Source organism: Variovorax sp. MPBD4-3 (assembly GCF_058809745.1).
Window position 1 is genome coordinate 84,984 of record NZ_JBXASW010000017.1, and the last position, 25,870, is coordinate 110,853.

General features: G+C 67.4%; 29 protein-coding genes. 16 read left to right on the forward strand and 13 right to left on the reverse strand.

Going from position 1 to position 25,870, the window contains the following annotated elements:
- Window positions 1–64 precede the first annotated feature (64 nt).
- The 7 genes from urtB to AC1RVW_RS13230 all read left to right on the forward strand — a co-directional run bounded on the left by urtB (window position 65) and on the right by AC1RVW_RS13230 (window position 6,095).
- On the forward strand, window positions 65–979 hold the full coding sequence (urtB, locus tag AC1RVW_RS13200; RefSeq protein WP_081270128.1) for an urea ABC transporter permease subunit UrtB: 915 nt from the start codon (window positions 65–67) through the stop codon (window positions 977–979).
- A gap of 32 nt (window positions 980–1,011) precedes the next feature.
- Window positions 1,012–2,202 carry an urea ABC transporter permease subunit UrtC gene (urtC, locus tag AC1RVW_RS13205; protein ID WP_493200379.1) on the forward strand — a complete coding sequence of 397 codons (1,191 nt, stop codon included), beginning with the start codon at window positions 1,012–1,014 and terminating at the stop codon, window positions 2,200–2,202.
- A 17-nt stretch (window positions 2,203–2,219) separates the two neighbouring features.
- Window positions 2,220–2,963: an urea ABC transporter ATP-binding protein UrtD gene (gene urtD / locus AC1RVW_RS13210; RefSeq protein WP_081270127.1), complete on the forward strand. Its 744-nt coding sequence runs from the start codon at window positions 2,220–2,222 to the stop codon at window positions 2,961–2,963.
- Window positions 2,964–3,268: 305 nt separating this feature from the next.
- Window positions 3,269–3,958, forward strand: coding sequence for an urea ABC transporter ATP-binding subunit UrtE (gene urtE / locus AC1RVW_RS13215; RefSeq protein ID WP_093075114.1), 690 nt, complete (start codon window positions 3,269–3,271; stop codon window positions 3,956–3,958).
- A gap of 38 nt (window positions 3,959–3,996) precedes the next feature.
- Entirely contained in the window at window positions 3,997–5,229 is a 1,233-nt protein-coding gene (fmdA, locus tag AC1RVW_RS13220) for a formamidase (RefSeq protein ID WP_081270126.1), read from the forward strand.
- 13 nt (window positions 5,230–5,242) lie between these two features.
- Window positions 5,243–5,584, forward strand: coding sequence for a zinc ribbon domain-containing protein (locus AC1RVW_RS13225; RefSeq protein ID WP_081270125.1), 342 nt, complete (start codon window positions 5,243–5,245; stop codon window positions 5,582–5,584).
- 160 nt (window positions 5,585–5,744) lie between these two features.
- The gene (locus tag AC1RVW_RS13230; RefSeq protein ID WP_285411857.1) at window positions 5,745–6,095 is read left to right on the forward strand and encodes an alpha/beta hydrolase; all 351 of its coding nucleotides are present in this window, start codon (window positions 5,745–5,747) and stop codon (window positions 6,093–6,095) included.
- A gap of 68 nt (window positions 6,096–6,163) precedes the next feature.
- Here the strand turns inward: AC1RVW_RS13230 and AC1RVW_RS13235 are convergent, their stop codons facing one another.
- The 3 genes from AC1RVW_RS13235 to AC1RVW_RS13245 are packed head-to-tail and all read right to left on the reverse strand — an operon-like array spanning window position 6,164 to window position 9,080.
- Window positions 6,164–6,853: an RraA family protein gene (locus tag AC1RVW_RS13235; RefSeq protein WP_493200382.1), complete on the reverse strand. Its 690-nt coding sequence runs from the start codon at window positions 6,851–6,853 to the stop codon at window positions 6,164–6,166.
- A gap of 14 nt (window positions 6,854–6,867) precedes the next feature.
- Window positions 6,868–7,854, reverse strand: a complete 987-nt coding sequence (locus AC1RVW_RS13240) for a Bug family tripartite tricarboxylate transporter substrate binding protein (RefSeq protein WP_493200384.1) — start codon at window positions 7,852–7,854, stop codon at window positions 6,868–6,870.
- Complete coding sequence (locus AC1RVW_RS13245; RefSeq protein ID WP_493200386.1) at window positions 7,851–9,080, reverse strand: pyridoxal phosphate-dependent aminotransferase; 1,230 nt, start codon at window positions 9,078–9,080, stop codon at window positions 7,851–7,853. Before AC1RVW_RS13245 ends, AC1RVW_RS13240 begins: the two co-directional genes overlap by 4 nt.
- 102 nt (window positions 9,081–9,182) lie before the next feature.
- Here AC1RVW_RS13245 and AC1RVW_RS13250 point away from each other — a divergent pair, with 102 nt between their 5' ends.
- Window positions 9,183–10,187, forward strand: a complete 1,005-nt coding sequence (locus AC1RVW_RS13250) for a LysR family transcriptional regulator (RefSeq protein WP_493200388.1) — start codon at window positions 9,183–9,185, stop codon at window positions 10,185–10,187.
- A 53-nt stretch (window positions 10,188–10,240) separates the two neighbouring features.
- Window positions 10,241–11,539, forward strand: coding sequence for an aspartate carbamoyltransferase (locus tag AC1RVW_RS13255; RefSeq protein WP_493200390.1), 1,299 nt, complete (start codon window positions 10,241–10,243; stop codon window positions 11,537–11,539).
- A 19-nt stretch (window positions 11,540–11,558) separates the two neighbouring features.
- Here AC1RVW_RS13255 and AC1RVW_RS13260 read toward each other — a convergent pair whose 3' ends face one another.
- Entirely contained in the window at window positions 11,559–11,909 is a 351-nt protein-coding gene (locus AC1RVW_RS13260) for a VOC family protein (protein WP_493200392.1), read from the reverse strand.
- A 175-nt stretch (window positions 11,910–12,084) separates the two neighbouring features.
- Here AC1RVW_RS13260 and AC1RVW_RS13265 point away from each other — a divergent pair, with 175 nt between their 5' ends.
- Entirely contained in the window at window positions 12,085–12,438 is a 354-nt protein-coding gene (locus tag AC1RVW_RS13265) for a hypothetical protein (protein WP_493200394.1), read from the forward strand.
- Window positions 12,439–12,456: 18 nt separating this feature from the next.
- Here AC1RVW_RS13265 and AC1RVW_RS13270 read toward each other — a convergent pair whose 3' ends face one another.
- From AC1RVW_RS13270 to AC1RVW_RS13280, 3 genes are all read right to left on the reverse strand, one after another.
- A complete protein-coding gene (locus tag AC1RVW_RS13270) occupies window positions 12,457–14,742 on the reverse strand; it encodes a glycoside hydrolase family 3 N-terminal domain-containing protein (RefSeq protein ID WP_493200396.1) in 2,286 nt (761 codons plus the stop codon).
- A 143-nt stretch (window positions 14,743–14,885) separates the two neighbouring features.
- Window positions 14,886–15,653, reverse strand: a complete 768-nt coding sequence (locus tag AC1RVW_RS13275; protein WP_081270119.1) for a class II aldolase/adducin family protein — start codon at window positions 15,651–15,653, stop codon at window positions 14,886–14,888.
- A gap of 18 nt (window positions 15,654–15,671) precedes the next feature.
- Entirely contained in the window at window positions 15,672–16,262 is a 591-nt protein-coding gene (locus AC1RVW_RS13280; RefSeq protein ID WP_081270118.1) for an HD domain-containing protein, read from the reverse strand.
- 118 nt (window positions 16,263–16,380) lie between these two features.
- Between AC1RVW_RS13280 and AC1RVW_RS13285 the strand changes: the two genes are divergently transcribed.
- On the forward strand, window positions 16,381–17,103 hold the full coding sequence (locus AC1RVW_RS13285) for a Crp/Fnr family transcriptional regulator (protein WP_493200398.1): 723 nt from the start codon (window positions 16,381–16,383) through the stop codon (window positions 17,101–17,103).
- Between the two features lie 26 nt (window positions 17,104–17,129).
- On the opposite strand, the gene AC1RVW_RS13290 is transcribed toward AC1RVW_RS13285, so the two are convergent.
- Together AC1RVW_RS13290 and AC1RVW_RS13295 are read right to left on the reverse strand one after the other, a co-directional pair.
- Window positions 17,130–18,317 carry an ABC transporter substrate-binding protein gene (locus AC1RVW_RS13290; protein ID WP_493200400.1) on the reverse strand — a complete coding sequence of 396 codons (1,188 nt, stop codon included), beginning with the start codon at window positions 18,315–18,317 and terminating at the stop codon, window positions 17,130–17,132.
- A gap of 9 nt (window positions 18,318–18,326) precedes the next feature.
- Window positions 18,327–18,530, reverse strand: coding sequence for a hypothetical protein (locus AC1RVW_RS13295; protein WP_493200402.1), 204 nt, complete (start codon window positions 18,528–18,530; stop codon window positions 18,327–18,329).
- A 67-nt stretch (window positions 18,531–18,597) separates the two neighbouring features.
- Here AC1RVW_RS13295 and AC1RVW_RS13300 point away from each other — a divergent pair, with 67 nt between their 5' ends.
- Window positions 18,598–18,885 carry an energy transducer TonB gene (locus AC1RVW_RS13300; protein WP_409195314.1) on the forward strand — a complete coding sequence of 96 codons (288 nt, stop codon included), beginning with the start codon at window positions 18,598–18,600 and terminating at the stop codon, window positions 18,883–18,885.
- Between the two features lie 22 nt (window positions 18,886–18,907).
- Here AC1RVW_RS13300 and trmB read toward each other — a convergent pair whose 3' ends face one another.
- From trmB to AC1RVW_RS13320, 4 genes are all read right to left on the reverse strand, one after another.
- On the reverse strand, window positions 18,908–19,663 hold the full coding sequence (trmB, locus tag AC1RVW_RS13305; protein ID WP_285411846.1) for a tRNA (guanosine(46)-N7)-methyltransferase TrmB: 756 nt from the start codon (window positions 19,661–19,663) through the stop codon (window positions 18,908–18,910).
- Complete coding sequence (gene gluQRS, locus AC1RVW_RS13310) at window positions 19,663–20,565, reverse strand: tRNA glutamyl-Q(34) synthetase GluQRS (RefSeq protein WP_493200405.1); 903 nt, start codon at window positions 20,563–20,565, stop codon at window positions 19,663–19,665. The genes trmB and gluQRS overlap by 1 nt, the downstream gene beginning before the upstream one ends.
- Window positions 20,566–20,572: 7 nt before the next feature.
- Window positions 20,573–21,673, reverse strand: a complete 1,101-nt coding sequence (locus AC1RVW_RS13315; protein ID WP_081270112.1) for an NAD(P)/FAD-dependent oxidoreductase — start codon at window positions 21,671–21,673, stop codon at window positions 20,573–20,575.
- A 118-nt stretch (window positions 21,674–21,791) separates the two neighbouring features.
- Window positions 21,792–22,745 carry a LysR family transcriptional regulator gene (locus AC1RVW_RS13320; protein WP_081270111.1) on the reverse strand — a complete coding sequence of 318 codons (954 nt, stop codon included), beginning with the start codon at window positions 22,743–22,745 and terminating at the stop codon, window positions 21,792–21,794.
- A 161-nt stretch (window positions 22,746–22,906) separates the two neighbouring features.
- On the opposite strand from AC1RVW_RS13320, the gene AC1RVW_RS13325 reads away from it, so the two are divergent.
- From AC1RVW_RS13325 to AC1RVW_RS13340, 4 genes are all read left to right on the forward strand, one after another.
- Entirely contained in the window at window positions 22,907–23,608 is a 702-nt protein-coding gene (locus AC1RVW_RS13325) for a pirin family protein (protein ID WP_081270110.1), read from the forward strand.
- 17 nt (window positions 23,609–23,625) lie between these two features.
- Window positions 23,626–24,102, forward strand: coding sequence for a DoxX family protein (locus AC1RVW_RS13330; protein WP_493200425.1), 477 nt, complete (start codon window positions 23,626–23,628; stop codon window positions 24,100–24,102).
- 138 nt (window positions 24,103–24,240) lie between these two features.
- Window positions 24,241–24,792 carry a flavodoxin family protein gene (locus AC1RVW_RS13335; RefSeq protein WP_081270108.1) on the forward strand — a complete coding sequence of 184 codons (552 nt, stop codon included), beginning with the start codon at window positions 24,241–24,243 and terminating at the stop codon, window positions 24,790–24,792.
- Between the two features lie 151 nt (window positions 24,793–24,943).
- The gene (locus tag AC1RVW_RS13340) at window positions 24,944–25,867 is read left to right on the forward strand and encodes a pirin family protein (protein WP_493200408.1); all 924 of its coding nucleotides are present in this window, start codon (window positions 24,944–24,946) and stop codon (window positions 25,865–25,867) included.
- Window positions 25,868–25,870 lie beyond the last annotated feature (3 nt).

The following is a 25,870-nucleotide window of genomic DNA, read 5'->3' on the forward strand; positions in this document are numbered from 1 at the left end:
CCCCCATCCCGACCTTCCCCCAGAGGGGGAAGGAGCCAACACCCCAACTTCGGAACAGCTTGCCATGACTCTGTCGGACATGATGAACATCGGCCTCATGCAGGGCTTCGCGGGGCTGAGCCTCTTCGCGGTGCTGCTGCTCATGGGGCTGGGCCTGGCGATCATCTTCGGCCAGATGGGCGTGATCAACATGGCGCATGGCGAGTTCATGACCATCGGCGCCTATTCGATCTACCTGGCCGCGCGCGTCACCGAAAGCCTGGCGCCCGAGTTCATGCCGTACTACTTCCCGATCGCCATCGCGCTGGCCTTCGTGTTCGCCTTCATCGCCGGCTGGATCGTGGAGTGGGTGCTGATACGCCATCTCTACAAGCGGCCGCTCGACACGCTGCTCGCCACCTGGGGCGTGAGCCTGGGGCTGCAGCAGATCTTTCGCACCTTCATCGGCCCCAAGGAAGTGAGCCCCACGCTGCCCGAGTGGCTCATGGGCTCCTGGACGCCGCATGAGGGCCTGGACATTCCGATCAACGGCCTCTTCGTGCTGGCGCTCACCGCGCTGGTGACGGGCGGTGTGCTGGTCGCGCTGCACAAGAGCCGCTGGGGCCTGCGGGTGCGCGCCACCGTGGCCAACCGCACGATGGCCAACGCCACCGGCATCGACACGAAGAAGACCGACCGCCTGACATTCGCCATCGGCTGCGGCATTGCCGGCGTGGCGGGCGCGGCCTTCACCACCATCGGCTCGACCGGGCCGACCTCGGGCTCGCTCTACATCGTCGACGCCTTCCTGGTTGTCACCTTCGGCGGCGCGGCCAGCCTCTTCGGCACCGTGGTTTCGGCCTTCGGCATTGCGCAGACCCAGTCGATCTCCGAGTTCTTCATGACCGGCTCGATGGCCAAGGTGCTGACGCTGTCGCTGATCGTGCTGATCCTGATGATGCGGCCCCAGGGACTCTTCGCCGTCAAGGTCCGCCGCTGATGAACCCGATTTCCTTGCAGGAGAACGTTCCGATGAATTTCATCAAGGCCTCGATCCAGCGCTACCAGCTCGGCAGCCTGCTGCTCCTGGTGCTGCTGCTCGCGGTGGTGCTGCCGCTGTCGCTCGACATCTTCCGCCTCAACCTCGTGGGCAAGTACCTCACCTACGCCTTCGTGGCCGTGGGCCTCGTCATGGTGTGGGGCTACGGCGGCGTGCTGAGCCTGGGGCAGGGCGTGTTCTTCGGCATCGGCGGCTATGCGATGGCGATGTTCCTCAAGCTCGAAGCCTCCGACCCCGTCGCCACCAAGATCCAGACCACGCCCGGCATCCCGGACTTCATGGACTGGAACCAGATCACCGAGCTGCCCACGCTGTGGCTGCCCTTCAAGAGCCTGCCGCTGAGCCTCGCGCTGGTGGTGCTGGCGCCGATGGCGCTGGCCTGGCTCGTGAGCTTCGCGATGTTCAAGCGCCGGGTGGGCGGTGTGTACTTCGCGATCATCACGCAGGCGGTGGCGCTGATCTGCACCGTGCTCATCATCGGCCAGCAGGGCTACACCGGCGGCGTGAACGGCATGACCGACCTGAAGACCCTGCTGGGCTGGGACACGCGCACCGACGGCGCCAAGTACGTGCTGTATTACGTGTGCGTCGGCCTGCTGGTGCTGAGCATCCTGCTGTGCCGCTGGATCCAGACCAGCAAGCTGGGCACGCTGCTGCTGGCCATGCGCGACAAGGAAGACCGCGTGCGCTTCTCCGGCTACGACGTGTCGAACTTCAAGGTCTTCATCTTCTGCCTCGCGGCCGGGCTCTCGGGCATCGGCGGCGCGATGTTCGCGCTGCAGGTGGGCTTCATGTCGCCGAGCTTCGTGGGCATCGTGCCCTCCATCGAGATGGTGATCTTCTGTGCCGTCGGCGGACGCATGAGCCTGGTGGGCGCGGTGTACGGCGCGCTGCTGGTGAACGCGGGCAAGACGCTGTTCTCCGAGAGCTTCCCCGACCTGTGGCTGTTCCTGATGGCGGGCCTCTTCATTGGCGTGACCATGGCCTTTCCGATGGGGCTGGCCGGGGTGTGGGAAGAAAAGATCCGCCCGTGGTGGAAGTCGCGCCGGCAGGCGCTGCGCGAGGCCGCCGTCAAGCCGCCGGCATCAACTGCACCGGCAACGCCCGCAGCACAACCACCCGAGCCCGCGCTGCCTGAAGGCGTCGGCAGCCAGCGCGCCTGAACCGGAGCCACACATTCATGAGCAACACAGACTTCGCGCTGGCGGTGGAAGACCTCACCGTGTCCTTCGACGGCTTCAAGGCCATCGACGACCTCACGCTGTACATCGACCGCAATGAGCTGCGAGTGATCATCGGCCCCAACGGCGCCGGCAAGACCACGCTGCTCGACCTGATCTGCGGCAAGACGCGCGCGAGCGCCGGCAGCATCAAGTTCAAGAACACCGAGCTCACGAAGATGGCCGAGCACAAGCGGGTGCGGCTGGGCATAGGGCGCAAGTTCCAGACACCGTCGATCTACGAGAACCTGAGCGTGTTCCAGAACCTGGAGGTGTCGTTCCCCAAGGGGCGCTCGGTGTTCGGCGCATTGGCTTTCAAATGCGACGACGAGGTCAAGGCCAAGGTGCAGGCGGTTGCGGAAGAGATCGGCCTGGCGGACCGCCTCGATACTGAGGCCGGCTTGCTGAGCCACGGCCAGAAGCAGTGGCTGGAGATAGGGATGCTGCTGATGCAGGAGCCCGAGCTGCTGATGCTCGACGAGCCCATTGCCGGCATGAGCGCGCGCGAACGCGAGCTCACGGCCGACCTGCTCAAGCGCATCTGCCAGAACCGCGCGGTGATCGTCATCGAGCACGACATGGCCTTCGTGAAGCAGATCGCGCACAAGGTCACCGTGATGCACCAGGGAAAGATCCTTGCCGAAGGGCCCATGGAGAAGGTGCAGGCGGATCCCAAGGTCATCGACGTTTATCTGGGGCACTAGATGAGGCACTTCAGTCCAGGGCGCGCTCACGCCGACGGGGTGCCTTGCTCCGCGAATGTCCCCCGGCCTTCGGCCTCCTCCTTTATTTCGCTGCGCAAGGCACCCCGCCAGCGCGATCGTGAACCGCAGCAGTCGAATGACCCGCACGAGCAGAGCGTCCATCTTGCACAGGGCGTCGGGTGCTCCCCGCAGCGAAATAAAGGAGGAGGGCGAAGGCCGGGGGACATTCGCGGAGGGGAGTACCCGATGGCCTGTGCAAGCCCCCCGAACACAACCCAAAGGATCCCAGCAATATGAGCAACCTCATGCTGAAGGTAGAAGACCTGCACGTAGCCTACGGCCAGAGCGAGGCGCTGCACGGCATCTCGTTCGAAGGACACGCCAACGAAACTATCGCCATCATGGGCCGCAACGGCATGGGCAAGACCACGCTGTTCAAGAGCTTGATGGGCGTGCTGCCATTGAAGAGCGGGCGCATCGAAGTGGCGGGGCAAGACGTGTCGCGCGACGAGAGCTTCCGCCGCGTGGCAAAAGGCATCGCCTACGTACCGCAAGGCCGCATGATCTTCCCCACGCTCACAGTGGAAGAGAACATCCAGACCGGCCTGGAGAACTCGAAGACCCGACGCATCCCCGAGGAAATCTACGCACTGTTCCCCGTGCTGTGGGACATGAAGAGCCGCAAGGGCGGCAACCTCTCCGGCGGCCAGCAGCAGCAGCTCGCCATTGCGCGCGCACTCGTCACCGACCCCAAGGTCCTGCTGCTCGACGAGCCCACCGAGGGTATCCAGCCTTCGATCATCAAGGACATCGCCAAGGCGCTCAACGAGATCCGCAAGCTGCGCGGCATCACCATCGTCGTGTCCGAGCAGGTGCTCAGCTTCGCGATGGACGTGGCGGACCGGCTCTTCGTCATCGAGGGCGGGCGCCTCGTGCACGAGACCGCGCGCGACAAGACCGACGTGGATCACATCAAGGCCTACCTCTCCGTTTGATTTTCCGTTCAACCCAACCCAACCAGGAGCCACCGCAAATGACGGACACGCTGATCAAGGTCGATCTGACCAAGTCGCCCACCGAGAACGAGAACATCCACAACCGCTGGCACCCGGACATCCCGATGGCCTGCTGGGTCAACCCCGGTGACGACTTCATCCTCGAGACCTTCGACTGGACCGGCGGCTTCATCAAGAACAACGACAGCGCAGACGACGTGCGCGACATCGACCTGAGCACCGTGCACTACCTCTCGGGCCCGGTGGGCGTGAAGGGCGCCGAGCCCGGCGACCTGCTGGTGGTCGACCTGCTCGACATCGGCGCCAAGCAGGACAGCCTCTGGGGCTTCAACGGCTTCTTCTCGAAGAAGAACGGCGGCGGCTTCCTGACCGATCACTTTCCCGAGGCGCAGAAATCGATCTGGGACTTCAAGGGCATGTTCACCAGCTCGCGCCATGTGCCGGGCGTCAACTTCGCGGGGCTGATCCACCCCGGCCTCATCGGCTGCCTGCCCGACAAGCCCATGCTCGACATGTGGAACGAACGCGAGAAGGCGCTCATCGCCACCGACCCGGACCGCGTGCCCGGCCTCGCCAACCCGCCGTTCGCCGGCACGGCCCACATGGGCAAGATGACCGGCGAGGCCCGCGCCAAGGCTGCGGCGGAGGGCGCGCGCACCGTGCCGCCGCGCGAGCACGGCGGCAACTGCGACATCAAGGACCTGTCGCGCGGCTCCAAGGTGTTCTTTCCCGTGTACGTGGACGGCGCGGGCCTGAGCGTGGGCGACCTGCACTTCAGCCAGGGCGACGGCGAAATCACCTTCTGCGGCGCCATCGAGATGGCCGGCTGGGTGCACATGAAGGTCACGCTCATCAAGGGCGGCATGGCCAAGTACGGCATCAAGAATCCGATCTTCAAGCCCAGCCCGATCACGCCGCAGTACAACGACTACCTGATCTTCGAAGGCATCTCGGTCGACGAGAGCGGCAAGCAGCACTACCTCGACGTGAACGTGGCCTACCGCCAGGCCTGCCTGAACGCCATCGAGTACCTGAAGAAGTTCGGCTATTCGGGCGCGCAGGCCTATTCGATCCTGGGCACGGCGCCGGTGCAGGGCCACATCAGCGGCGTGGTCGATGTGCCGAACTCGTGCGCCACGCTGTGGCTGCCCACGGGCATCTTCGACTTCGACATCAACCCGAACGCATCGGGCCCGGTGAAGTTCATCGACGGCAGCATCGACATGCCGCTGTCGCACGACCTGCGTTGAAGGACCGCAGCCCATGCCCACCTACGACTATGCCTGCGGGCAATGCGGCGGCTTCGAGGCGCTGCGGCCCTCGGGGCTGCGAGACGAACCCGCCTGCTGCCCGGATTGCGGAACGGCTTCTCCGCGCGTGCTCTCGGCGGCGCCGCGGCTGGCGCTGATGGCGTCGGGCACGCGCCGGGCCATGGAGACCAACGAGCGGGCGCGACACGAGCCGGGCAGCTCGCGAGACTATGCGCGCTTCAAGCACCCGGCGGGCTGTGGCTGCTGCGGTTCGGGCAAGCGGGGCGCGACGGTCACCGCGCCCAACGGCGCCAAGTCCGCGCCGTCGCGCCGGCCCTGGATGATCAGCCACTGAGGCGGTTTCGCAGGGGCAACCCCTATTGACCGGGCGCTTTTCAAGGCCCGGATTGTTTCAATCCTGTGAACGCCGCGGTTCTTTTCGCGAGCGTTTTTCGGGGTCATTCAGGATCAAACTTCTCCTCACCAACCAACCGTTTGCCCTGAAGGAGATTGAAATGAATGCCTCGAAGATCCTCGCCGCTGCTGCCCTCTCGCTCCTGGCTGCCGCCGGAGCCCATGCAGAAACCTACGACGGCGTGCACGTCGTGAACTCGTCCATTTCCCGCGCTGAAGTGGCACCGCAAGCCGTTGCCGCCGCACGTGCAGGCAACGAGTACAGCGATGCCGCCAGCGCCGGCGCACAAGCCTTCACGTCGACCGCCAACCGCGCGACCGTGCAGGCCGAAGCCGTCGCCAAGGCGCACGACCCGCTGCAAAGCCTCGACCGCCGCGCGTTCTACCGCGACGAAGTGCCGCAAGCCTACAAGAAGCCCAGCGTGTCGTTCACGCGCCAGGCCGGCCTGTAAGCCGTTGCATGAGCAGGAATGAAGAAGGGCCTCACGGCCCTTTCTTCGTTCCCGCAGCTTGTTTTTCTCTATACAAGCTTCTCGTTTTCCTTGAGCACGCCTGCGTTGCGCAGCGCGGAGTCCAGCCACTTGGCTGCGGTGTCGCCGTTCTTGATGGCTTCGATGCGCGCGGCTTCGTCCTCGACCTTGCGCTTTGCGGCCGGCAGCAGCGCCTCTACCTTCTCCCGTTCGATGATGACAACGCCGTCGGCATCGCCGACCACGAGGTCTCCGGGCCGGACCGCCACGCCGCCGACCGACACCGGATGCCCGATGTGCCCGGAGGCCACCTTCGTCGGGCCATTGGGATTGGTGCCGACCGAGAAGACCGGAAAGTCCATCTCGTCGATCTCCAGGCTGTCGCGCACGGCGCCGTCGATCACCACGCCGGCAATGCCGACCTGGCGGCAGGCGTTCATCATGATCGTGCCCATGAGGGCCGCGCTCTGGTCGCCCTTGCCGTCGATCACCAGCACGTCGCCGGGCTTTGCGAGCGCGATGGCTGCATGGATCATCAGGTTGTCGCCCGGGCGCACTTCCACCGTGAGCGCACTGCCCGCGAGCGTCATGTGATGGCGCAGGGCCTGGATGCGGCCGTGCAGGGCGCCACGGCGGCAGTTGACGTCGGCAAGAATGGCTGGCTGGTACGCAGAGGCCTGCCGGACCAGGTCGGAGGAAACGCGCTCGAAGTCGCGAACGATGTCGGGAAGCTGGTTCATCTGGTGTTTCCTTCTTATTCGGCCTTGACGTCGGCGTCTTTCACCACGCGGCCCCACTTGCGCTTGTCGGCCGCCAGGAAGGCTCGGAACTGCTCGGGCGTGCTTCCCACGGGCTCCAGGCCATCGGCCGCGAGCCGCTTGGAGATTTCGGGCATTGCCAGCACCTTGGCCACTTCTTGCTGGATGCGCGCGACCACGGCGGGCGGTGTGTTCTTCGCCGCGCAGATGCCGGCCCAGGTCACCGGGTCGAAGTCCGGAACGCCGGATTCGGTCACGGTCGGGATGTCCGGAAAGGCAGCCAGCCGGCGCGGGCTCGCCACCGCCAGTGCGCGCAGCTTGCCCGCGCGGGCGTACTGCATCGAGCTCACGGGCTGGTCGAAGATCATCGAGACCTGGCCCGCGATCAGGTCCGTCATCGCCTGGCCGGTGCCCTTGTAGGCCACGTGGACGATGTCGATGCCCGCGCGGCTCTTCAGCATTTCCCCGGCAAGGTGTCCGCCGGTGCCCGTGCCCGAAGAGGCGAAGTTGATCTCGCCGGGCTTCTGCTTGGCGTAGGCAATGAGCTCCTTGACGCTCTTCACCGGCAGGGTCGAATTGACCAGCAGCATGTAGGGCGCGTTGACCACTTGCGTGACCGGTGCGATGTCCTTCTCCGGATCGAAGGGCATGCTCTTCAAGATGTACGGCTGGATCGACAGCGTGCCCGTGGTGCACATCAGCAGCGTGTGCCCGTCCGCCGGCGCGCCGAGCATGGCCGATGCCGCGATGTTGCCGCCGGCGCCCGGGCGGTTCTCGACCAGCACCTGCTGCCCCAGTCCTTCGGCCAGCTTGGGCGCGATCAGCCGAGCCACCACGTCGTTGGAGCCGCCGGGCGAGAAGCCCACGAGGATCTTCACGGGCTTCGTCGGAAAGGCATCTGCAGCCCATGTTTGCGTGGCAGCGAGCCAGGCGGCGCCCGCGGCAATCGCCGGCAGCAGCTTCAGAAGAGGACGGAGTTTCATTGCGGTTCCTGGTTGATGGCTTGGCCCGAGAGTTCGCCGCGCGCCCGAGCGATGCGGCGGCAGCCCTCCAGCAGCTGTTCGGTGCTGGCGGCAAAGGAGATGCGGAAATGCGTCGGCACGCCGTAGGCGCTGCCTTGCAAGGCAGCGAGGTCCTGGGCATCGAGCAGGTGCATCACCCAGTCGTCGCTGGTATCGATCACCTTGCCCTTGTCCGTGTGTAGGCCGAACAGCGCGCTGCACGAGGCGAAGATGTAGAAGGCCCCGTCGGGCACTTCGCAACGGATGCCGTCGATGGCGTTGAGCGCAGCAACCACCGTGTCGCGCCGTGCCTGGTATTCCCGCCGGTTCGTGGCGATGGTGTCTTGCGGTCCGGTGAGCGCCGCGACGGCCGCTGCCTGGGCCACCGAGTTGGGGCCTGAGGTGCTTTGCGACTGGAGCTTGACCATCGCCTTGATCAGCGCCGCGGGCCCCGCGCCGTAGCCGATGCGCCAGCCCGTCATGGCGTAGGCCTTGGAAACGCCGTTGACCGTCAGCGTGCGGTCCTTGAGGTCGGGCGCCACCTGAGCCATGGTGGCGAATTCGATATCGCCGTAGATGAGGTGCTCGTAGATGTCGTCGGTCATTACCCATACATGCGGGTGGCGCCGGAGCACCTCGGCCAGTGCCTGCAGCTCGGCGCGCGTGTAGGTCGCGCCGCTCGGGTTGTTCGGCGAGTTGAGCATCAGCCAGCGCGTCCTGGCGGTGATGGCGCGCTCCAGGTCCGCGGGTTGCAGCTTGAAGCCCGCCGCAGCAGGACAGTCGACGAAGACCGGCACGCCGCCGGCCAGCAGGGCGATGTCCGGGTAGGACACCCAGTAGGGCGCCGGCACGATGACTTCGTCGCCCGCCGCCACGGTGCACATCAGCGCGTTGAAGATCACCTGCTTGGCGCCGGTGCCGACGATGATCTCGCCCGGTGCGTAGGCCAGCCCGTTTTCTTTCAGGAACTTGCCGGCGATGGCCTCCTTGAGTTTCGGCGTGCCGCCGACGTCGGTGTAGCGGGTCTGGCCGGCCATCATGGCGCGGATCGCCGCGTCCTTGATGTGCACGGGTGTCTCGAAGTCGGGCTCGCCGGCGGTCAGGCCGAGGATGTCCCGGCCCATCGCGCGCAGCTCGCGCGCTCTCTGGCCGGCCATGGAGCTGGGCGACGGCTTGATTCGATTCAGGCGTGGTGCGATGTGAAGCATGCACGCAGTATCAAAGTCGCCGTGCCGCAGAACAAACGAGAAATCGGAGCGGCGCGGTATTCCTTTTTTTCCTGGCGGATGGTGGGCGTACATTCCGCAGCCATGAACTTCACCTTCAAGCAGCTGGAGGCCTTTCTCTTCAGCGCCAAGCTCCAGAGCTTCAGCGCCGCGGCGGTGAAGCTGCACACCACGCAGTCGGCCATCTCCAAGCGCCTGGCGGAACTGGAAGAGTCATTGGGCGGCCCCTTGCTGCACCGCACTTCCCACGGCCTGGAACTGGCGCAGGCCGGCCGCGAACTGCTGCCGCTCGCGGAAGAAGCCCAGCGGCTCTGGCAGCGCATCCAGCACGACATCAGCGTCGACAAGACGCTGCGCGGCACCTTCCGCGTGGGCGTGACGGAGCTGATCGCAATGACTTGGCTCACCAGCCTGATACAGCTGCTGCAGAAGCTGCACCCAGAGGTGACGCTGGAGCCGGTGGTCGACGCGGGGCTCACGCTGTTCGAGCGGCTGGAGGCCAACAAGCTCGACCTGTCCATCATGCCGGGCATCTTCTGGGGCCAGGCCTTCGAGTCGATCAAGGTCGGGCAGGTCGACCAGGCCTGGATCGCGAGCCCGCGCCTGGGCATTCCCAACCGGGCGCTGAAGCCGCATGAATTTGCCGACTACCCGGTGATCGAGCAGCCCGCCGGCGCCTCGAAGAACAGGTTCTATGAAGCCTGGCGCGCGGAACACGGCTTCCGCTTCGGCAAGGTGATGCTGACGAACAGCACCACAGTGCTTCGTGAACTGACGATCAGCGGATTCGGCATCAGCCAGCAGGCGCTCGACTATGTGCGCCCCGACATCAAGAGCGGCCTGCTGCGCATCGTGAGGACCGATCCCATGCCGCCGCCGCTGGTCTACAGCGCGGTCTATAGGCGCGACAACGCCAGCCCCGCGCTGGCGCGCATCGTCGAACTGGCGGTGAAGACCTGCGACTTCACCCTGCGGGCCAGCCAGCACGACGTGGCGCCGCCGCGTCCTCAGCGCGGTTCGGGCGCGAACCTGCGGCAGCGCACGCTGCGTCAGGCCGCGAAGAAACCCGCCAGGAAGACCCGGCGATAAGTTCTTGCTTCGGCGCTTCAAAAATATACGCATTGAGTATATATTCGCGGCCCATGAACAATATGCCGCAGCAGGTGCTCCTCCGCGACGCGATGCGTCAACTCAACATGACGCGCGACGCTTTTGCCGAACGCATCGGCAGCCGGAGAAGAGCGCTGGACGCCTGGCTCCTGCCAGACGAATCCAACGAATTCAGGGCCATGCCCGAGGTCGCGCGGCGCTTCGTGAGCGAAATCCTGGCTTCGGACGGCCGGCGCGAAGAATATACGCAGAGCGCACATGAAGGCGCCTTGCGCAAGGCGATGGCCACTGGCGGGGCGCATCACCTGCTTTCAGTCAGCCAGCTCAACCGCGACGCCATCGACGAACTGTTCCAGCTCGCGGACGTCATGCAGCCCATCGCGCGCAGGCGCAAGGTCAGCCGGGTGCTGGAAGGCGCCGTGCTGGCCAACCTGTTCTTCGAGGCCAGCACACGCACCCGCGTGAGCTTCGGCGCGGCTTTCTGCCGCCTCGGCGGCTCGGTGTGCGACACCACCGGCTTCACCTTCTCGTCGATGGCCAAGGGCGAGTCGATCTACGACACCAGCCGCGTGATCGGCGGCTATGTCGACGCGATGGTGGTGCGGCACCCCGAGCAGGGCTCGGTCGCCGAATTCGCGCGCGCCACCAACGTGCCGGTCATCAACGGCGGCGACGGCCCGGGCGAGCACCCGAGCCAGGCGCTGCTCGACCTGTACACCATCCAGCGCGAGTTCTCGCGCCTGGGCAAGCTGGTGGACGGCGCGCACATCGCGATGGTCGGCGACCTGAAATACGGCCGCACCGTGCATTCGCTCATCAAGCTGCTCGCGCTGTACAAGGGCCTGAAGTTCACGCTGATCTCGCCGCCTTCGCTGGCGATGCCGGCCGCCATCGTGGAGGCCGTGAGCCGCAACGGCCACGTGGTGGAAACCGCCGCCACGCCGGCTCGGGCACTGGCCGGCGCCGACATCATCTACGCCACGCGCATCCAGAAAGAGCGCTTCGCGAACGACGAGGTGCTGGAAGGCTTCGACAACGCATTCGAGATCAATCGCGCGCTGATCGAGTCGGCCTGCAAGCAGGACGTGGTGGTTATGCACCCGCTGCCGCGCGACGGCCGGCCCGGCTCGCACGACCTGAGCACCGACCTGAACAACGACCCGCGCCTGGCCATCTTCCGCCAGACCGACAACGGCATTCCGGTGCGCATGGCGATCTTCGCCACGCTGCTGGGCGTGGACAAGCTGGTGAGCCGCTCCATGCGCGACGCCGCATGGACGCCGCCGTCGCACATCGGGCCGGACGACAGCGTGTTCCACGGGCTCGACTGAGCCCGCGCTGCGCAGCCGCTCAGGCGTGCGCGAGGATGTTGACGAGCTTGCCGAAGGGATCGCGCACATAGAAGCGGCGCACGCCCCAGGGCTCGTCGACCGGGCCGTATTCGATGGCGAAGCCCGCGGCCTTCATGCGCTCGAAGGCCTCGTTCACGTCGTCCACCTCGATGGAGAGATCGGGCACCGCGGTGTCCGAACCGCCTTCCGACGCAAAGCTCAGCTGCACAGCCGTTTCCGCTTGCGAGCCGTAGGTCTGGATCCATCCGTGGTCCATGAGCAGGTCGAGGCCGAGCACGTCCTTGTAGAAAACGGCGGCGCGCGCGGGAGAGGGCGTTGCGATGTTGGCGACGATGCGTTTGACTTTCATGGGGTGGGCTTCCTGAGGGTGGCCTTTGATTCGCGAATATACGGTCCTCACACGCTGCTAACCGAACTCTCACGGCCCTCTAAGCCGACTCTCACCGCAGCATAAGCAGCCTCTCAGAGGCCAATAAGTGCGTCGTCCTAGAGTGAAGGCGTCGCTACTACTCAAGGAGACAGACATGAAAGTCCGTACCGTTACCCTGTGCTTCGCCGCAGTGCCCGCGCTGGTGCTGGCCTCGTTCGCGCATGCGAGCGGGCGCGCCGATCCCGACTATCCGCAGATGTCGCATTCGACGCAGTCGCGCGATACGGTGTCCGCGGATGCGGTGCGTGCCAACAACGGCATGCACGCCACCGAGGTCATGGAGTCGCAGCCCGCGCCGGCCGTGAGCGGCCTCGACCGCGCACAGGTGCAGGCCGACGCGATCCGTGCCAACACCGGCATCCATCCGACGGAGGTCATGGAATCGCAGGTGGCGCCGCCGGTGGCTTCCGCGAACCTGCCAAGCACATCGAGCGCGTCCGGCGAATGAAGCTGCGCGCGGCCGCGTTCAGTCGCGCGTGAGCACGAAGCGCTTGCGGATGCCGCCGGCAGCCGAAGGCGCCACCCACAGGTCGAACTCGCCGGGCTCGACCGTGGGCTTCATGTCCCGGCCGATGAACTGCAGGTCGTCCTTGGTGAGCGTGAATTCGACTTGCGCCGACGCGCCGGGCGCGATGCTCAGCTTGCGGAAGTCCTTCAGCTCGCGCACAGGCCGCGTCACGCTGGCCGCGCGCTCGGCCACGTAGAGCTGCACCACTTCCTCGGCATCGCGTTGCCCGGTGTTGGTGACGGTGGCGCGCACGCGCAGCGTGTCCGACATGGTGATGCGCTCCTGGCTCAGCTCCACGTCGTCGTAGCGCACCGGCGCATAGCCGATGCCGAAGCCGAAGGGGTACAGCGCCTCGTGGGTCGCGTCGAGATAGCGGCTCTTGAAGGACATGCCCGGCGCGCTCTCGGGTGAAGGCCGGCCGGTGCGCTTGTGGGCGTAGTAGTAGGGCACCTGGCCCGCCGTCTGCGGAAAGCTCACAGGCAGCCGGCCCGAGGGATTGAAGTCGCCGAACAATACGTCGGCGATGGCGCCGCCCGTCTGCACGCCCAGGAACCAGGTGACGAGGATGGCGCGCGCGTTGCGCACCGCACCCTTCAGAGCCATCGCGCGGCCGTTGCTCAGCAGTACGACCACCGGCTTGCCGGTGGCCGCCACGGCTTCGGCCAGGTCCTGCTGCGCCTGCGGCAGGCCGATGTCGCTGCGCGAACGCGCCTCGCCCGACATCTTCTCGCTCTCGCCGATGGCCAGCACCACCACGTCGGCGTTGCGCGCGGCGGCCACCGCGGCGTCGATGCCGCCCGGCAGTGCAGTGCCGATGCCCGAGCCGCGCACCACGGTGACCGACGAGTTGGCACCGAGCGCCGCGCGCAGCCCCTGGTCGATGCCCACCGGCGCCGACTGCCCGGGGAACAGGCTCCAGGCGCCCATCAGGTCGACAGTGCCTTCGGCGAACGGGCCGATCAGCGCGATCTTCGTGCCGGCCTTGGGCAGCGGCAGCAGCATGCGGTCGTTCTTCAGCATGACGATGGAGCGGCGCGCCGACTCGCGGGCCAGCGCGAGGAACTCGGGGTTCTCCGCGCGCTGCGACGCGGGCGGGCCGTCCAGGCCGCGCATCGGGTCGTCGAACAGGCCGAGCTTCTGCTTGACGTGCAGCACGCGCCGCACCGCCTCGTCGAGCCGCGCCATCGGCACCTCGCCAGAGGCCACGAGATCGGGCAGGTAGCGCATGTAGAGGCCGCTCTGCATGCTGACGTCGGTGCCGGCCAGGAAGGCCTGCTTGGCGGCCTCGCGCGGGTTTGCGGCGTAGCCGTGCTCGACCAGTTCCTCGTCGGCGGTGTAGTCGGAGACCACGAAGCCCTTGAACTTCCATTCGTCGCGCAGCACGCCGGTCAGCAGGTCGCGGTTGGCGGTAGAGGGGATGCCGCCGATCTCGTTGAAGGCGCTCATGACCGACAGCGCGCCCGCGTCGATGGCCGCGCGGAACGGCGGCAGGTAGACCTCGCGCAAGGTGCGCTCCGAGATGTCGCTCACGTTGTAGTCGAGCCCGCCCTCGGCCGCGCCGTAGGCCGCGAAGTGCTTGGGCGTGGCCAGCATCGCGTCGGGGCGCGAAAGATCGTTCCCCTGGAAGCCGCGCACGCGGGCGGCGGCGAAGCGCTTCGACAGCAGCACGTCTTCGCCGGCGCCCTCCAGGCCGCGGCCCCAGCGTGCGTCGCGTGCGATGTCGACCATCGGCGCGAAGGTCCAGCGGAAGCCATCGGCCGTGGCCTCGACCGCCGCGGCGCGCGCCGTGCGCTCGGCCAGCGCGGGCTCCCAGCTCGAGGCCTCGGCCAGCGGCATCGGGAACATGGTCCTGAAGCCGTGGATCACGTCCGCGCCGAATATCAGCGGAATGCCCAGCCGCGACTCCTTCACCGCGATCTGCTGCAGCCGCCGCTTGCCTTCGAGGCCCGCGTTGTTGAACAGGCCGGTGAGGCGGCCGGCGCGCACGTCGGCTGTTTCCTGCTGCGCATTGCGCCAGCCGGCCTGGGGGTTGTTGGGCGTGTCGATCTCGGCCGGGCCGTAGAGGCTGAGCTGCCCGGCTTTTTCCTGCGGCGTCATGCGGGCGATGAGTGCCTCGATGCGGGCATCGGCGTCCGCCGCATCGGGGGCGGCCGATGCGGCGGGCAGGAAGAGCGCCAGGCAGAGCAGGAGGGCGCAGGCGGGGGCGAAAGAGGGCGCCGAAGGGCGCGGGAATCGGACGTGCATGGGCCTCTATTCTGCAGATGGCGGCCGTCGCCCCGGCAGAAATGGATGCGCGCTGCCCCGAGCCGCGTGGCAAGGCAAAAAAATGGCCGCCAACGCCCGTCGCGCAGGCGGTGGCAGCCTTGGAAACCGGTCGCCGGCGTGGCTTATTGCTTGTAGCTGTCGTCGATGCGGTCCAGCTTGCGAATGAGCGAAGGCCAGACGAACGAGCCGCCGAGGCCGCCGGTCTGCACCTTCATGGCCTGGCCCACGCCTTCGACGATCTTCGGGTTCACGTGCGTGAGTTCGCTGCCGCCCGATTGCGCCGCAATCTGGATCTGGCAGGTGTTCTCGAAGGTGTACATCGACAGAAAGGCGTCGGCAATGGTCTTGCCGCAGGTCAGCAGGCCGTGGTTGCGCAGCATGAGGAAGTTGGCGTTGCCCATGTCGGCCTGCAGGCGCGGCTTCTCGTCGTCGCGGAAGGCCACGCCTTCGTAGTCGTGATAGGCCAGCGATGCCAGCACGAAGGTCGACTGCTGGCTGATGGGCAGCACGCCGTTCTTCTGCGCGCTCACGGCAATGCCGGCCTTGGTGTGGGTGTGCAGCACGCACTGGATGTCTTCGCGCGCCGCATGCACCGCGCTGTGGATCACGAAGCCCGCCGGGTTCACGGGGTAGGGCGAGTCGATGATCTTGTTGCACTGCTGGTCGACCTTGACCAGGCTCGACGCGGTGATCTCGTCGAACATCAGGCCGTAGGGGTTGATCAGGAAGTGATGCTCCGGGCCCGGGATGCGCGCGCTGATGTGCGTGAACACCAGGTCGCTCCAGCCGTAGAGCGCCACCAGGCGGTAGCAGGCGGCGAGGTCGACGCGAAGCTGCCACTCCTCGGCGGAGACGAGCTTCTGGATTTCGGGTTGGGAGAAGGCGTTCATGGTTTCCTCTTGTCGATGTCAGGCGGCCGCGGGCTCGGTCAGCGCGGCCTTGTAGATGCTCTGCCTGGGCTGCGCCATCACGCGGCGCAGCATGGGCTCGAATTCGCCGATGGGCAGCGTCTCGGCCTTGGGGTCGAAGGCGGGGTTGTCGTAGAGCGCGCAGAACTCGGCCGTGCGCTCGTAGTGCGGATGGTCCTTGAAGTTGTCGCGCATGTTGCGGTCCAGCCCGATGTGGTGGAAGAAGTAGTGGCCCTGGAAGATGCCGTGGTTCTGCACCATCCAGTGGTTGGCTTCGCTCACGAAGGGCTTCAGGATGGCGGCGGCGATGTCGGGGTGGTTGAAGCTGCCCAGCGTGTCGCCGATGTCGTGCAGCAGCGCGCACACCACGTATTCCTCGTCGCGGCCGTCGCGCAGGGCGCGCGTGGCGGTCTGCAGCGAATGGGTGTAGCGGTCGACCGGGAAGCCGCCGTAGTCGCCCTCGAGGATCTGCAGGTGCTTGATCACGCGCGCGGGCAGGCCGCCCGTGAACTGCATGAATTCGCCGCCGATCAGTTGCCAGTCTTCGCGCGTGCTCTCCTGCATGCTCTTGAAACTTGCGCGTGCGTTCATCGTGGGAGTCTCCGTTCTTGGGGTAGCGGCCACTGTATGCCCGTGCTTGACGCTGAACTGTCAAGAATTTGACAATGCGTTGTTCTGGTAAACCCCCGCCTCGCGCGGCTCCCCGCCCATGGCCGCTGCTCCCAAAACCCGGCTTTCGCCCCCGCACCGCGCGGCGTTGGAAGGCAATCCGTGGTTCACCAGCATTCCGCGCGCGCAGCGCGAAGCGCTGGTGGGCGCGGCCGAACTGCTGCATGTGCGGCGCGGCGCCATGGTGTTCCGCCAGGGCGACACCATCAACGCGGCGGGCGGCGGCTTCTACGGGCTGGTGGCCGGCAGCATCAAGATTTCATCGCTGCGCCAGGACGGGCGCGAGGCCATCCTGGCGGTGCTGGAGCCCGGCAACTGGTTCGGCGAGATCACGCTGATCGACGGCTCGCCGCGCACGCACGACGCCACTGCGCTCGAAGCGCTCGACCTGCTGGTGGTGCCGCCCGAGGCCTTCGTGCAGTTGATGCGAGACGGCGTGTTCGCCAACGCCATCGCGGCGATGCTGGCCGCGCGCGTGCGCATGCTCTACGGGCTGGCCGAAGACGCCACGCTGCGCAGCCTGCGCGCCCGCGTGGCGCACCGGCTGCTGGTGCTGGCGCGCGGCGACGCCACGCAGTCGCCGCACACGCGCAGCAACGTGGCGCTGCCGCAGGAGGCGCTGGCGATGATGCTCGGCGTGACGCGCCAGACGTTGTCGAAGGAGCTCAATGCGCTGGCGGCAGGGGGCGTGGTTGCGCTGGGCTACGGGCGCATCGAGCTGCTGTCGCTCGATGCGCTGCAGGCGCTGGTGCGCACCGGCTGAGGTGACGTTCGATGCGTGCCCGCGTCTCAGCGCAGCACGCGGCCGTCCGATGAAATGCTGATGAGGTCGATGCTGCGCACGTTGTCGCGCAGGCCCGGGCGCAGGTTGATGCGGAAGCCGCCGACGTCGTAGTCGGTCATGCCGGTCATCACGCGCTGCAGGCTCGCGCTGCTGAAGCCCTTGCCCGCGCGGCGCACCGCTTCGCCGGCGGCCTTGGCGGCGATGAAGCCTTCGAGTCCTTCGTAAGACGCGGTCTGGTCGGAGTTGTCGACCGCCGCCAGGTACTCCTTGACGATCGGGATGGCCGAGGGCCGGGGCGATGGCACCACCTGCGAGATGACGATGCCGCCGATGTCCTTGCCCAGCGTGGCGTAGAGCGGGTCGATGCCGACGATCGAGAAGGCCATGAAGTTGCCCGTGTAGCCGCTCTTGCGCAGCTTGCGGATGGCGTTGGCCGTGGTGCCCGAAAGCGACACCAGCACGATGGCCTGGGGCGACTGCTGCTGCACGGCCTTCAGCGCGGCGTCGAGCTTGCCGCCGTCGGCCGGCACCAGCGCGGTCGCCACCAGCGGCGGCAGCTTGAGTTCGCTCGCGGCCTGCTGCACGGCCGCCAGGCCGGCGCGGCCCATGGCGTCGTCGTCGCCGACCAGCGCGACACGGGTCTGCCCCACGGTGGCGCACTGGCGCACGATCTTCAGGGCCTCGTCGATCATGCCGGGGCGTACGTGGAACACGTTGGGGTGGTCGGCGCCGCGCAGCGCGTCGGAGGCCGCGAAGGGCGCGAACAGCAGGCTGCCTTGTTGCGTGGCCACATTGGCGCCAGCCTCGCTGCTGGCGGTGCCGACGAAGCCGAACAGCATGTCGGCCTTGTGGGTGGCCAGCAGGGTGCGCGCGTTCGCGGTGGCGCGCGCGGCGTCATAGCCGTCGTCGAGCTGCAGCAGCTTCAGCTGCAGGCCGCTGGCGGCGTTGCGTTCATTGAAATCGCTCACCGCCAGGCGGCTGCCGGCGGCGAATGCGGTGCCGATCTCATAGGCGGTGCCGGTGAGCGGCACCGATTGGCCCAGCAGCACCACCCGTGGCGCGCCGGCAGCCGATGCTGACGAGCGTGTGGCCTGCGCCAGTGCGGGCCCTGCTGTGCTGCCCAGGCCCAGGCCGCTGCCCAGGAGCAGTGCACCGTATGCTTTTCCCAGCCAATCCCTGCGTGACGTGTTCATGAGACACCTTTATTTACGGTAGTAAAAAAGTGTAGCAATTTCAGGACCATGGCGGAAGGCAAAGAACCGGCGACAGAATTTGCGGATGAAAAGAGCTGTCAGATGGGTCGGGTTGTGCGGGGCGTTCGTGTTGGCGGGATGCATGGCGACAGCGCCGGAGGCGGTGCGGCCCGGGCCGCCCACTGTGGCGGAAGCGCCTGCTGCGGAAATCATGATTGCCGCGCCGCCCGAACCGCCTGTTTCGACTGCGCCGCCTGAGCCGCTCCGCCCGCCCGAAGCCGTGGCCAGCGATGGCGCGGTAACCCAGGCGGTGGCACTGAAGAAGCGTCCGCCTGCCTATCCGGCTGAACTGGCTCGGCAGGAAATCCCGGGCCGGGTGGTGCTGGTCTTCGTGGTCGGGCAGTCGGGGCGCCCCGAGAATGTGCGCATCGAGTACGCCTCGCACCCGCTGTTCGCCAAGGCGGTGCTCGCCGTGGTGCCTGAATGGCGTTTCGAGCCGGCGCGCGACGCCGGCGGGCACGCGGTGCGCACGCAGATGCGCGTGCCGCTCACGTTCCTGCTCGACTAGGCAGCGAGCCGGGACCGGGGTTTCAGGCCTTGCGCTCGAACACCAGGTCCCACACGCCGTGGCCCAGCTTGATGCCCCGGTTCTCGAACTTGGTGAGCGGGCGGTAGTCGGGCTTGGGCGCGTAGCCCTCGGCCGTGTTGCGCAGCAGAGGTTCGCCCGACAGCACCTCGAGCATCTGCTCGGCATAGGGCTGCCAGTCGGTGGCGCAGTGGATGTAGCCGCCGGGGCGCAGGTGCTGCGCGAGCTTGGTCACGAATTCGGGCTGGATCAGGCGGCGCTTGTTGTGGCGCTTCTTGTGCCATGGGTCCGGAAAGAACACATGCACGCCGGCCAGCGTGCCGGGCTGCAGCATGTGGTCGAGCACGTCGACCGCGTCGTGCGCGCAGATGCGGATGTTCGACAGCGACTGCTCGCCGATGCGCTTGAGCAGCGCGCCCACGCCGGGCTCGTGCACTTCACAGCAGAAGAAGTTGGTCTCGGGCAGCACCGTCGCAATGTGCGCGGTGGCCTCGCCCATGCCGAAGCCGATCTCCAGCACCGTGGGGCCGGCGCGGCCGCCGAAGGCCGCCGTCAGGTCGAGCGGCTCGGGCTTGTAGGGCACCAGGTACAGCGGGCCCAGTTCGGAGAAGGCGCGCGCCTGGCCTTCGGTGGTGCGGCCGCCGCGCTTCACGAAGCTCTTGAGGCGTCGATGCAGCGGATGCGGCTTGTCCGCGTCGTCGGGGGCGGGCGCGTCGTCGCTGCGCGGGAGGTCGTTGGGCACGGTGTCGGGAAGGTTCATTACGGCCGCGAATTGTAGAGATCGCGCCATTCGGGCACCCAGGCGGCCAGCGCGCCCGCGCAATCGGTGGCCGTGGCGGGCCGCAGGCCGAGCACGCGCGCGGCGGTGTCGAGCGCGGCCAGCGCGGCTGCCGGCGTGCCGGTGTCGAGGGCGGTGGCGCCGTTCTGCTTGGAAAGCTTGTCGCCGTCGGCTGCGCGCACCAGCGGCGTGTGCAGGTAGGTCGGCGTGGGAAAGCCGAGCGCGCGCTGCAGCAGGGTCTGCCGGGCCGTGTTGTCGGTGAGATCCTCGCCGCGGACCACGTCGGTCACGCCCTGGTCGGCGTCGTCGACCACCACGGCGAGCTGATAGGCCCAGGGGCCGTCGGCGCGCCGCAGCACGAAGTCGCCGACCTCGCGGCTGACGTCCTGGCACTGGCGGCCGAGGCGGCGGTCGGTGAAGCAGACTTCGCCGCCCGCGAGTTTCTCTGTGGCAAAGCGCCAGGCGCGTGCCGGCTTGCCCTGCAGGCCTTCGCGGCAGGTGCCGGGGTACACCCGCTCGCCGTGCCGCTCATGCCGCTGGCCGAGCCGCGCGAGCGCCTCGTCGATGTCCTTGCGCGAGCAGCCGCAGGGGTAGGCCAGCCCAAGTTCCTGCAGCCGGGCCAGCGCGGCCTCGTAGTGCGCGGTGCGCTGCGTCTGCCATGCCGGGGGCTCGTCGGGCAGCAGGGCGCAGTCGGCGAGCTGCCGGAGGATGCGCTCGCCCATGCCGGGCAGGCAGCGCTCGGTGTCGGCGTCTTCGATGCGCACCAGCCAGCGCGCCTGCGGCCCGCGCGCGCGCACGTCGAGCCAGCTGGCAAGCGCGGCCACCAGCGAGCCCGCGTGCAGCGGGCCGGTGGGCGAGGGCGCGAAGCGGCCGGTCTCCCTCATCTCCCGTTCAGATGACGGCGAGTGCGAGCGACAGGCCCGAGACGAAAGCGTCTTCCACCCGGTGGCCGATGCACCAGTCGCCGGCCACGCCGATGCGGGCCTTGGCGTCCCAGAGGTGCGTGGTGCCCACCGGCACTTGCGTCTGGGCTTCGTTCCAGCGCAGCGCCTGGGCGTGCGCGGGCGTGGCATGGATGCCGGTGATCTCGGCGAAGGCGCGCAGCAGTTTGGCTTCGACGCGTGCGGGCGTGTCGCGCAGGTGTTCCTGCGACCAGGTGGCGCTGGCCTGCAGCGTCCAGCGCTCGACCGGCTCGCGGCCGGGCTTGGACGATTCGCGCGCCAGCCAGGCCACGCGGTGGTGGGTGCTGCGCGCCGCGTTCCACTGCGGGCCGAGATGCGACATGTTGGGCTGGTTGGCCTGGGGGTAGGCAATCATCAGCGTCCAGCAGGGCGCGATGCGCACCGGCTCGACCTTGGCGGCGAGCCGGGCGGAGAGCCTGTCGCCATCCAGCAGCGCGCGCGCGGGCGAAGGCGGCACGGCGAGCAGCACGGCGTCGAAGCCCGAATAGACGTGAAGGGAGTCGTCGGCGCCCGCGGTGCGCAGCTGCCAGCGCTTGGGGTCGAGCGCATCGGGCTCGATCTGCGTGACCTGCGTGCCGGTGACGAGGCTGTCGCCCAGCGGCTTGGCCCAGTGGGCCACCAGCGCGTCCATGCCGGGCTGCGCCACCCAGTGCGATTCGAGCGAGGGCAGGGCGGCCTCGGCCACGCGGCCGTGGGCGTCGAGCACGCGCACGAGGTTGGCGCTCCAGCGCTTGCAGACGCCGGGCGTGTTCTCGAGGGCCAGCGCGAAGCGCGGGTCGCGCACGGTGAAGTACTGGGCGCCGCTGTCGAAGCGGCCGAAAGCGGTGTCGACGCTGGCCATGCGCCCACCGGCCGTGGCCTCGCGCTCGAACACCGTGACCTTGTGGCCGGCCTGCACCAGGGTTCGGGCACAAGCCACGCCGGCAATCCCGGCGCCGACGACGGCGTAGTGCCGTGACGGGGGCGTGGAACGCGGGGTGGCAGGAGTTCGGTGGCGGTCGGCGGGTTTTGCAGTTGCGCGAGAGGTCATGACGGACTCTTTTCTTCTGGATGGGAGGCGGTTGGATGTGTCTGCACTCTACATCGGTCCGCAGGGGGCTTTGCCTGAGGGCACACCCTTAGCGCGGCGGCGCGATTCCGGGTCATGCTCATCGACCGCGGTGCCGTTCGAGCAATGCGCGCCGGGTGCCTTCATGCTCGAACTGCGCGAGCCACCATTCGAGCGCACGGCCCGGCTTGCCGGCGCTGCGCACGCGCCATGCGCAGTGCAGGGCGCCCAGCGGCGGCATGCGCTCGGTCTTCAGTTCGACCAGGTGCCCCGCCTCGATGTACGGCCGCGCCATCGGCTCGGGAAGAAAGCCGCCGCCCAGCCCATGCAGTTGCGCCGCGATCTTGGCCTGCATGCTCGGCACCGTCAGCACGTCCTGCCCGCCCATCAGGTTGACCGTCATCGGCGTGCCGTGGCGCGTGGAGTCGGCGGCGGCCACCGCGCGGTGCTCGCGCATCACGGCGTCGCTCAGGGGCTGGGGCAGGCGTGCGAGCGGATGGTGCGGCGCCACGGCATAGACGAAGCGCAGCTCGCCGATCAACCGGCTGCGGATGCCGGTGGCGGTGAAGGCCAGGCTGGCCGCGTCGAGCACCGCGCCGATCGCCAGGTCGGCCTCGCCGCTGGTCAGCGCCTCGATGGTGCCCATCAGCGTCTCGTCGCGCAGCTTGAGCCGCGTGGGCGGATCGAGCGCGAAGAAGGCGGTGGCCAGGTCGAGCAGCGGGTCGCGCGCGATCACGCTGTCGACCGCGATGGTCAGCATCGGCTCCCAGCCGGTGGCCACGCGCTTCACGCGGTTGGCCACCGCGTCGATTTCATGGAGGAGCCGGTCGGCCTCGCGCAGCAGTTCGGCGCCGGCCTCGGTCAGCCGCGCCTGGCGCGCGCTGCGGTCGAACAGGAGCACGTCGAGCGCGTCCTCGATCTGCCGCACGCGGTAGCTCAGGGCGCTGGGCACCAGGTCCAGCGTGCGCGCGGCGGCGGCAAAGCTGCCCGTGGCGACCACGGTCTGGAGCATGGCCAGGGCGTCGGGGGTCAGTACGTCTCGGGGGCTGGGCATCGTGCATCCATTGATCAAATTATTTGAATGGTGCCATCAAAACGCGGCGTCTTTCCGAACGGGGTGCGGACCTAAAGTTCTTTACATCCGCTGCGCATCCGGCGCGGCATACGAAGAAGGCCCGTTCATCCCCACGGGGCAGGGCCAAAAGGAGTTCGACGATGTTGCAAGTCCGTAAATCACAGGAACGCGGTTATGCCGACCATGGCTGGCTGCGCTCGTTCCACAGCTTTTCCTTCGCCAACTACTACGACCCGGCCCACATGGGCTTCGGCAATCTGCGCGTGATCAACGAAGACCGCGTGGCGGCGGGCGCCGGCTTCGGCACCCACGGCCACAAGGACATGGAGATCATCAGCTACGTGCTGTCGGGCGAGCTGGCGCACAAGGACAGCATGGGCAACGTGGAGAGCATTCCGCCCGGCGACGTGCAGCGCATGAGCGCGGGACGCGGCGTGATGCACAGCGAGTTCAACCACAAGGCCGACGAGACCACGCACTTCCTGCAGATCTGGATCCAGCCGAACGTGCGCGGCATCGAGCCCGGCTACGAGCAGAAGCAGTTCAGCGACGCCGAGAAGCGCGGCAAGCTGCGCCTGGTGGCTTCGCCCGACGGCAGCGACGGCTCTGTGAAGGTGCATGCCGACGCACGCCTTTACGCCGGCCTGCTCGACGGTGAGGAAAAAGCCAGCCTGGCGCTCGACCCGGCGCGCAAGAGCTATGTGCACCTGGTGCGCGGCGAGCTCGAAGTGAACGGCCAGAAGCTCGCGGGCGGTGACGCCGCGATGCTCGAGGGCGAGTCGCAGCTGACGCTGGCCGACGGCAAGGACGCCGAAGTGCTGGTGTTCGACCTGGCCGCCTGATCCCCCTTGCCGGGCGCCTGTCGCCCGGCTTTTTTCCGTTCCTTTTTCAATTTCAACAACCGAGGAGTTTTTCGAACATGGCAACCACAAACACCACCAATTCGGCACAAGACACGCTGGCGCTGATCGGCCGCATCCTGATCGCCTACCTGTTCATTCCCGCCGGCTTCGGCAAGCTCATGGGCTTCGGCGGCACGGTCGGCTACATCACCTCCGCCGGGCTGCCGCTGCCCGAGGTGGCCGCGGTGATCGCGATCATCATCGAGCTGGGCCTGGGCATCGCGCTGCTGCTGGGCTTCAAGACGCGCTGGACCGCCATCGTGATGGCGATCTTCACCGTTGCGACGGCGCTGTTCTTCCACAAGTACTGGTCCGCACCTGAAGCGATGAAGATGATGCAGCAGATCAACTTCAACAAGAACATCGCGATCGCCGGCGGCCTGCTTGCATTCGCAGCTTTCGGTGCCGGTCGTTTCAGCATCGATAAAAAGTAAGCTTGAGTCTGGCGGGGCGATCACGCCGACGGGGTACTCTGCTCCGCGAATGTCCCCCGCCCTTCGGGCTCCTCCTTTATTTCGCTGCGCAGAGCACCCCGAACAACGAACATTCATCTGATCTCGGAGAAAAATCTCATGGCAAACATCGTCATCGTCTTCCATTCCGGCTACGGCCACACCCAACGCGTGGCGCAAGCCGTGGCAGACGGCGCAGGCGCGCAACTGCTCGCCATCGACGCCGACGGCAACCTGCCCGAGGGCGGCTGGGAAACGCTGGCCGCGGCCGACGCCATCGTCTTCGGCTCGCCCACCTACATGGGAGGCGTGAGCTGGCAGTTTAAGAAGTTCGCCGACGCCTCGTCCAAGGTCTGGTACACGCAGGGCTGGAAAGACAAGCTCTTCGCCGGCTTCACCAACAGCGCCACCATGAACGGCGACAAGGTCACCACGCTGACCTACCTCTGGACCCTGGCCATGCAGCACAGCGGCATCTGGGTCAGCATGGGCATCCTGCCGACCAACAACAAGGCCGCCACGCGCGACTCGATGAACTACGTGGGCGGCTACGGCGGCCTGCTGACACAATCGCCCTCCGACGCCAGCCCCGCCGAAATGCTCAAGGGCGACTTCGACACCGCCCGCGCATTCGGCGAGCGCATCGCAGCGGTGGCAAAGTCGCGGGGGTGAAACCACCCCCAGGCTTCGCGCACTTCGTGTGTCGCTTCGCCAAGCCCCTCACCGGGGGCGACACTGGCGGCCCGGCAAAGCCGGTCCCGCGCTGTCCCGCGAATGAGCCGCGACGAACGAAGCCGATCACTCACTCATCACGGAGAACACGATGACCGACGCCATTCCAGAGACTCAACTGCTTCGACCGCACGACAAGGACCTGGGCGGCGGCTTCAAGGTGCGGCGGCTGCTGCCGGCGGCGCAGCGCCGCTCGGTCGGGCCGTTCGTGTTCTTCGACCACTTCGGCCCCGCCACCGAAGTGCCGGGCAGCGAGCACGACGTGCGGCCGCATCCGCACATCGGGCTGTCCACGGTCACCTACCTCTTCAAGGGCGCGATGATGCATCGCGACAGCCTCGGCAGCGTGCAGGAGATCCTGCCCGGCGCCATCAACTGGATGACCGCGGGGCGCGGCATCGTGCACTCCGAGCGCAAGCCCGACCGCCTCAAGGCCGACACCTACGAGAACCACGGCCTGCAACTGTGGGCGGCGCTGCCGCAGGCGCATGAAGAGGTCGAGCCGAGCTTCGAACACACGCCCGCCGGCGCCATCCCGGAAGTGGTGGTGCAGGGCGTCGACGTGCGCGTGCTGGTGGGCGAAGCCTTCGGCGTGCGTTCGCCGGTCAAGACGCTCTCGCAGACCTTGTACCTCGACATCGCATTGCCGGCCGGCGGCCGCTTCGAACTGCCCGCGCTGGCGCCGGAACTTGCCGTGTACACGGTCGATGCCGATGCGAGCGTCGACGGCGAGCCGGTGGCCGCGCACACCATGGCCGTGCTGCCCGCCGGCCAAGGCGCGGTGCTCACGGCCGACACCGCCGCGCGGCTGATGGTGATCGGCGGCGAGCCGCTCGATGGGCCGCGCTACATCACCTGGAACTTCGTTTCCAGCCGGCGAGAGCGCATCCTCGAAGCCGGTGCCGATTGGGCCGCGCAACGCATGGGCCACGTGCCCGGAGAAACCGAGTTCATTCCGCTGCCGGGCAAGCCCTTCGGCGTGCGCGAGCCGGACACCGGCACCACACCTGTCTGAGAC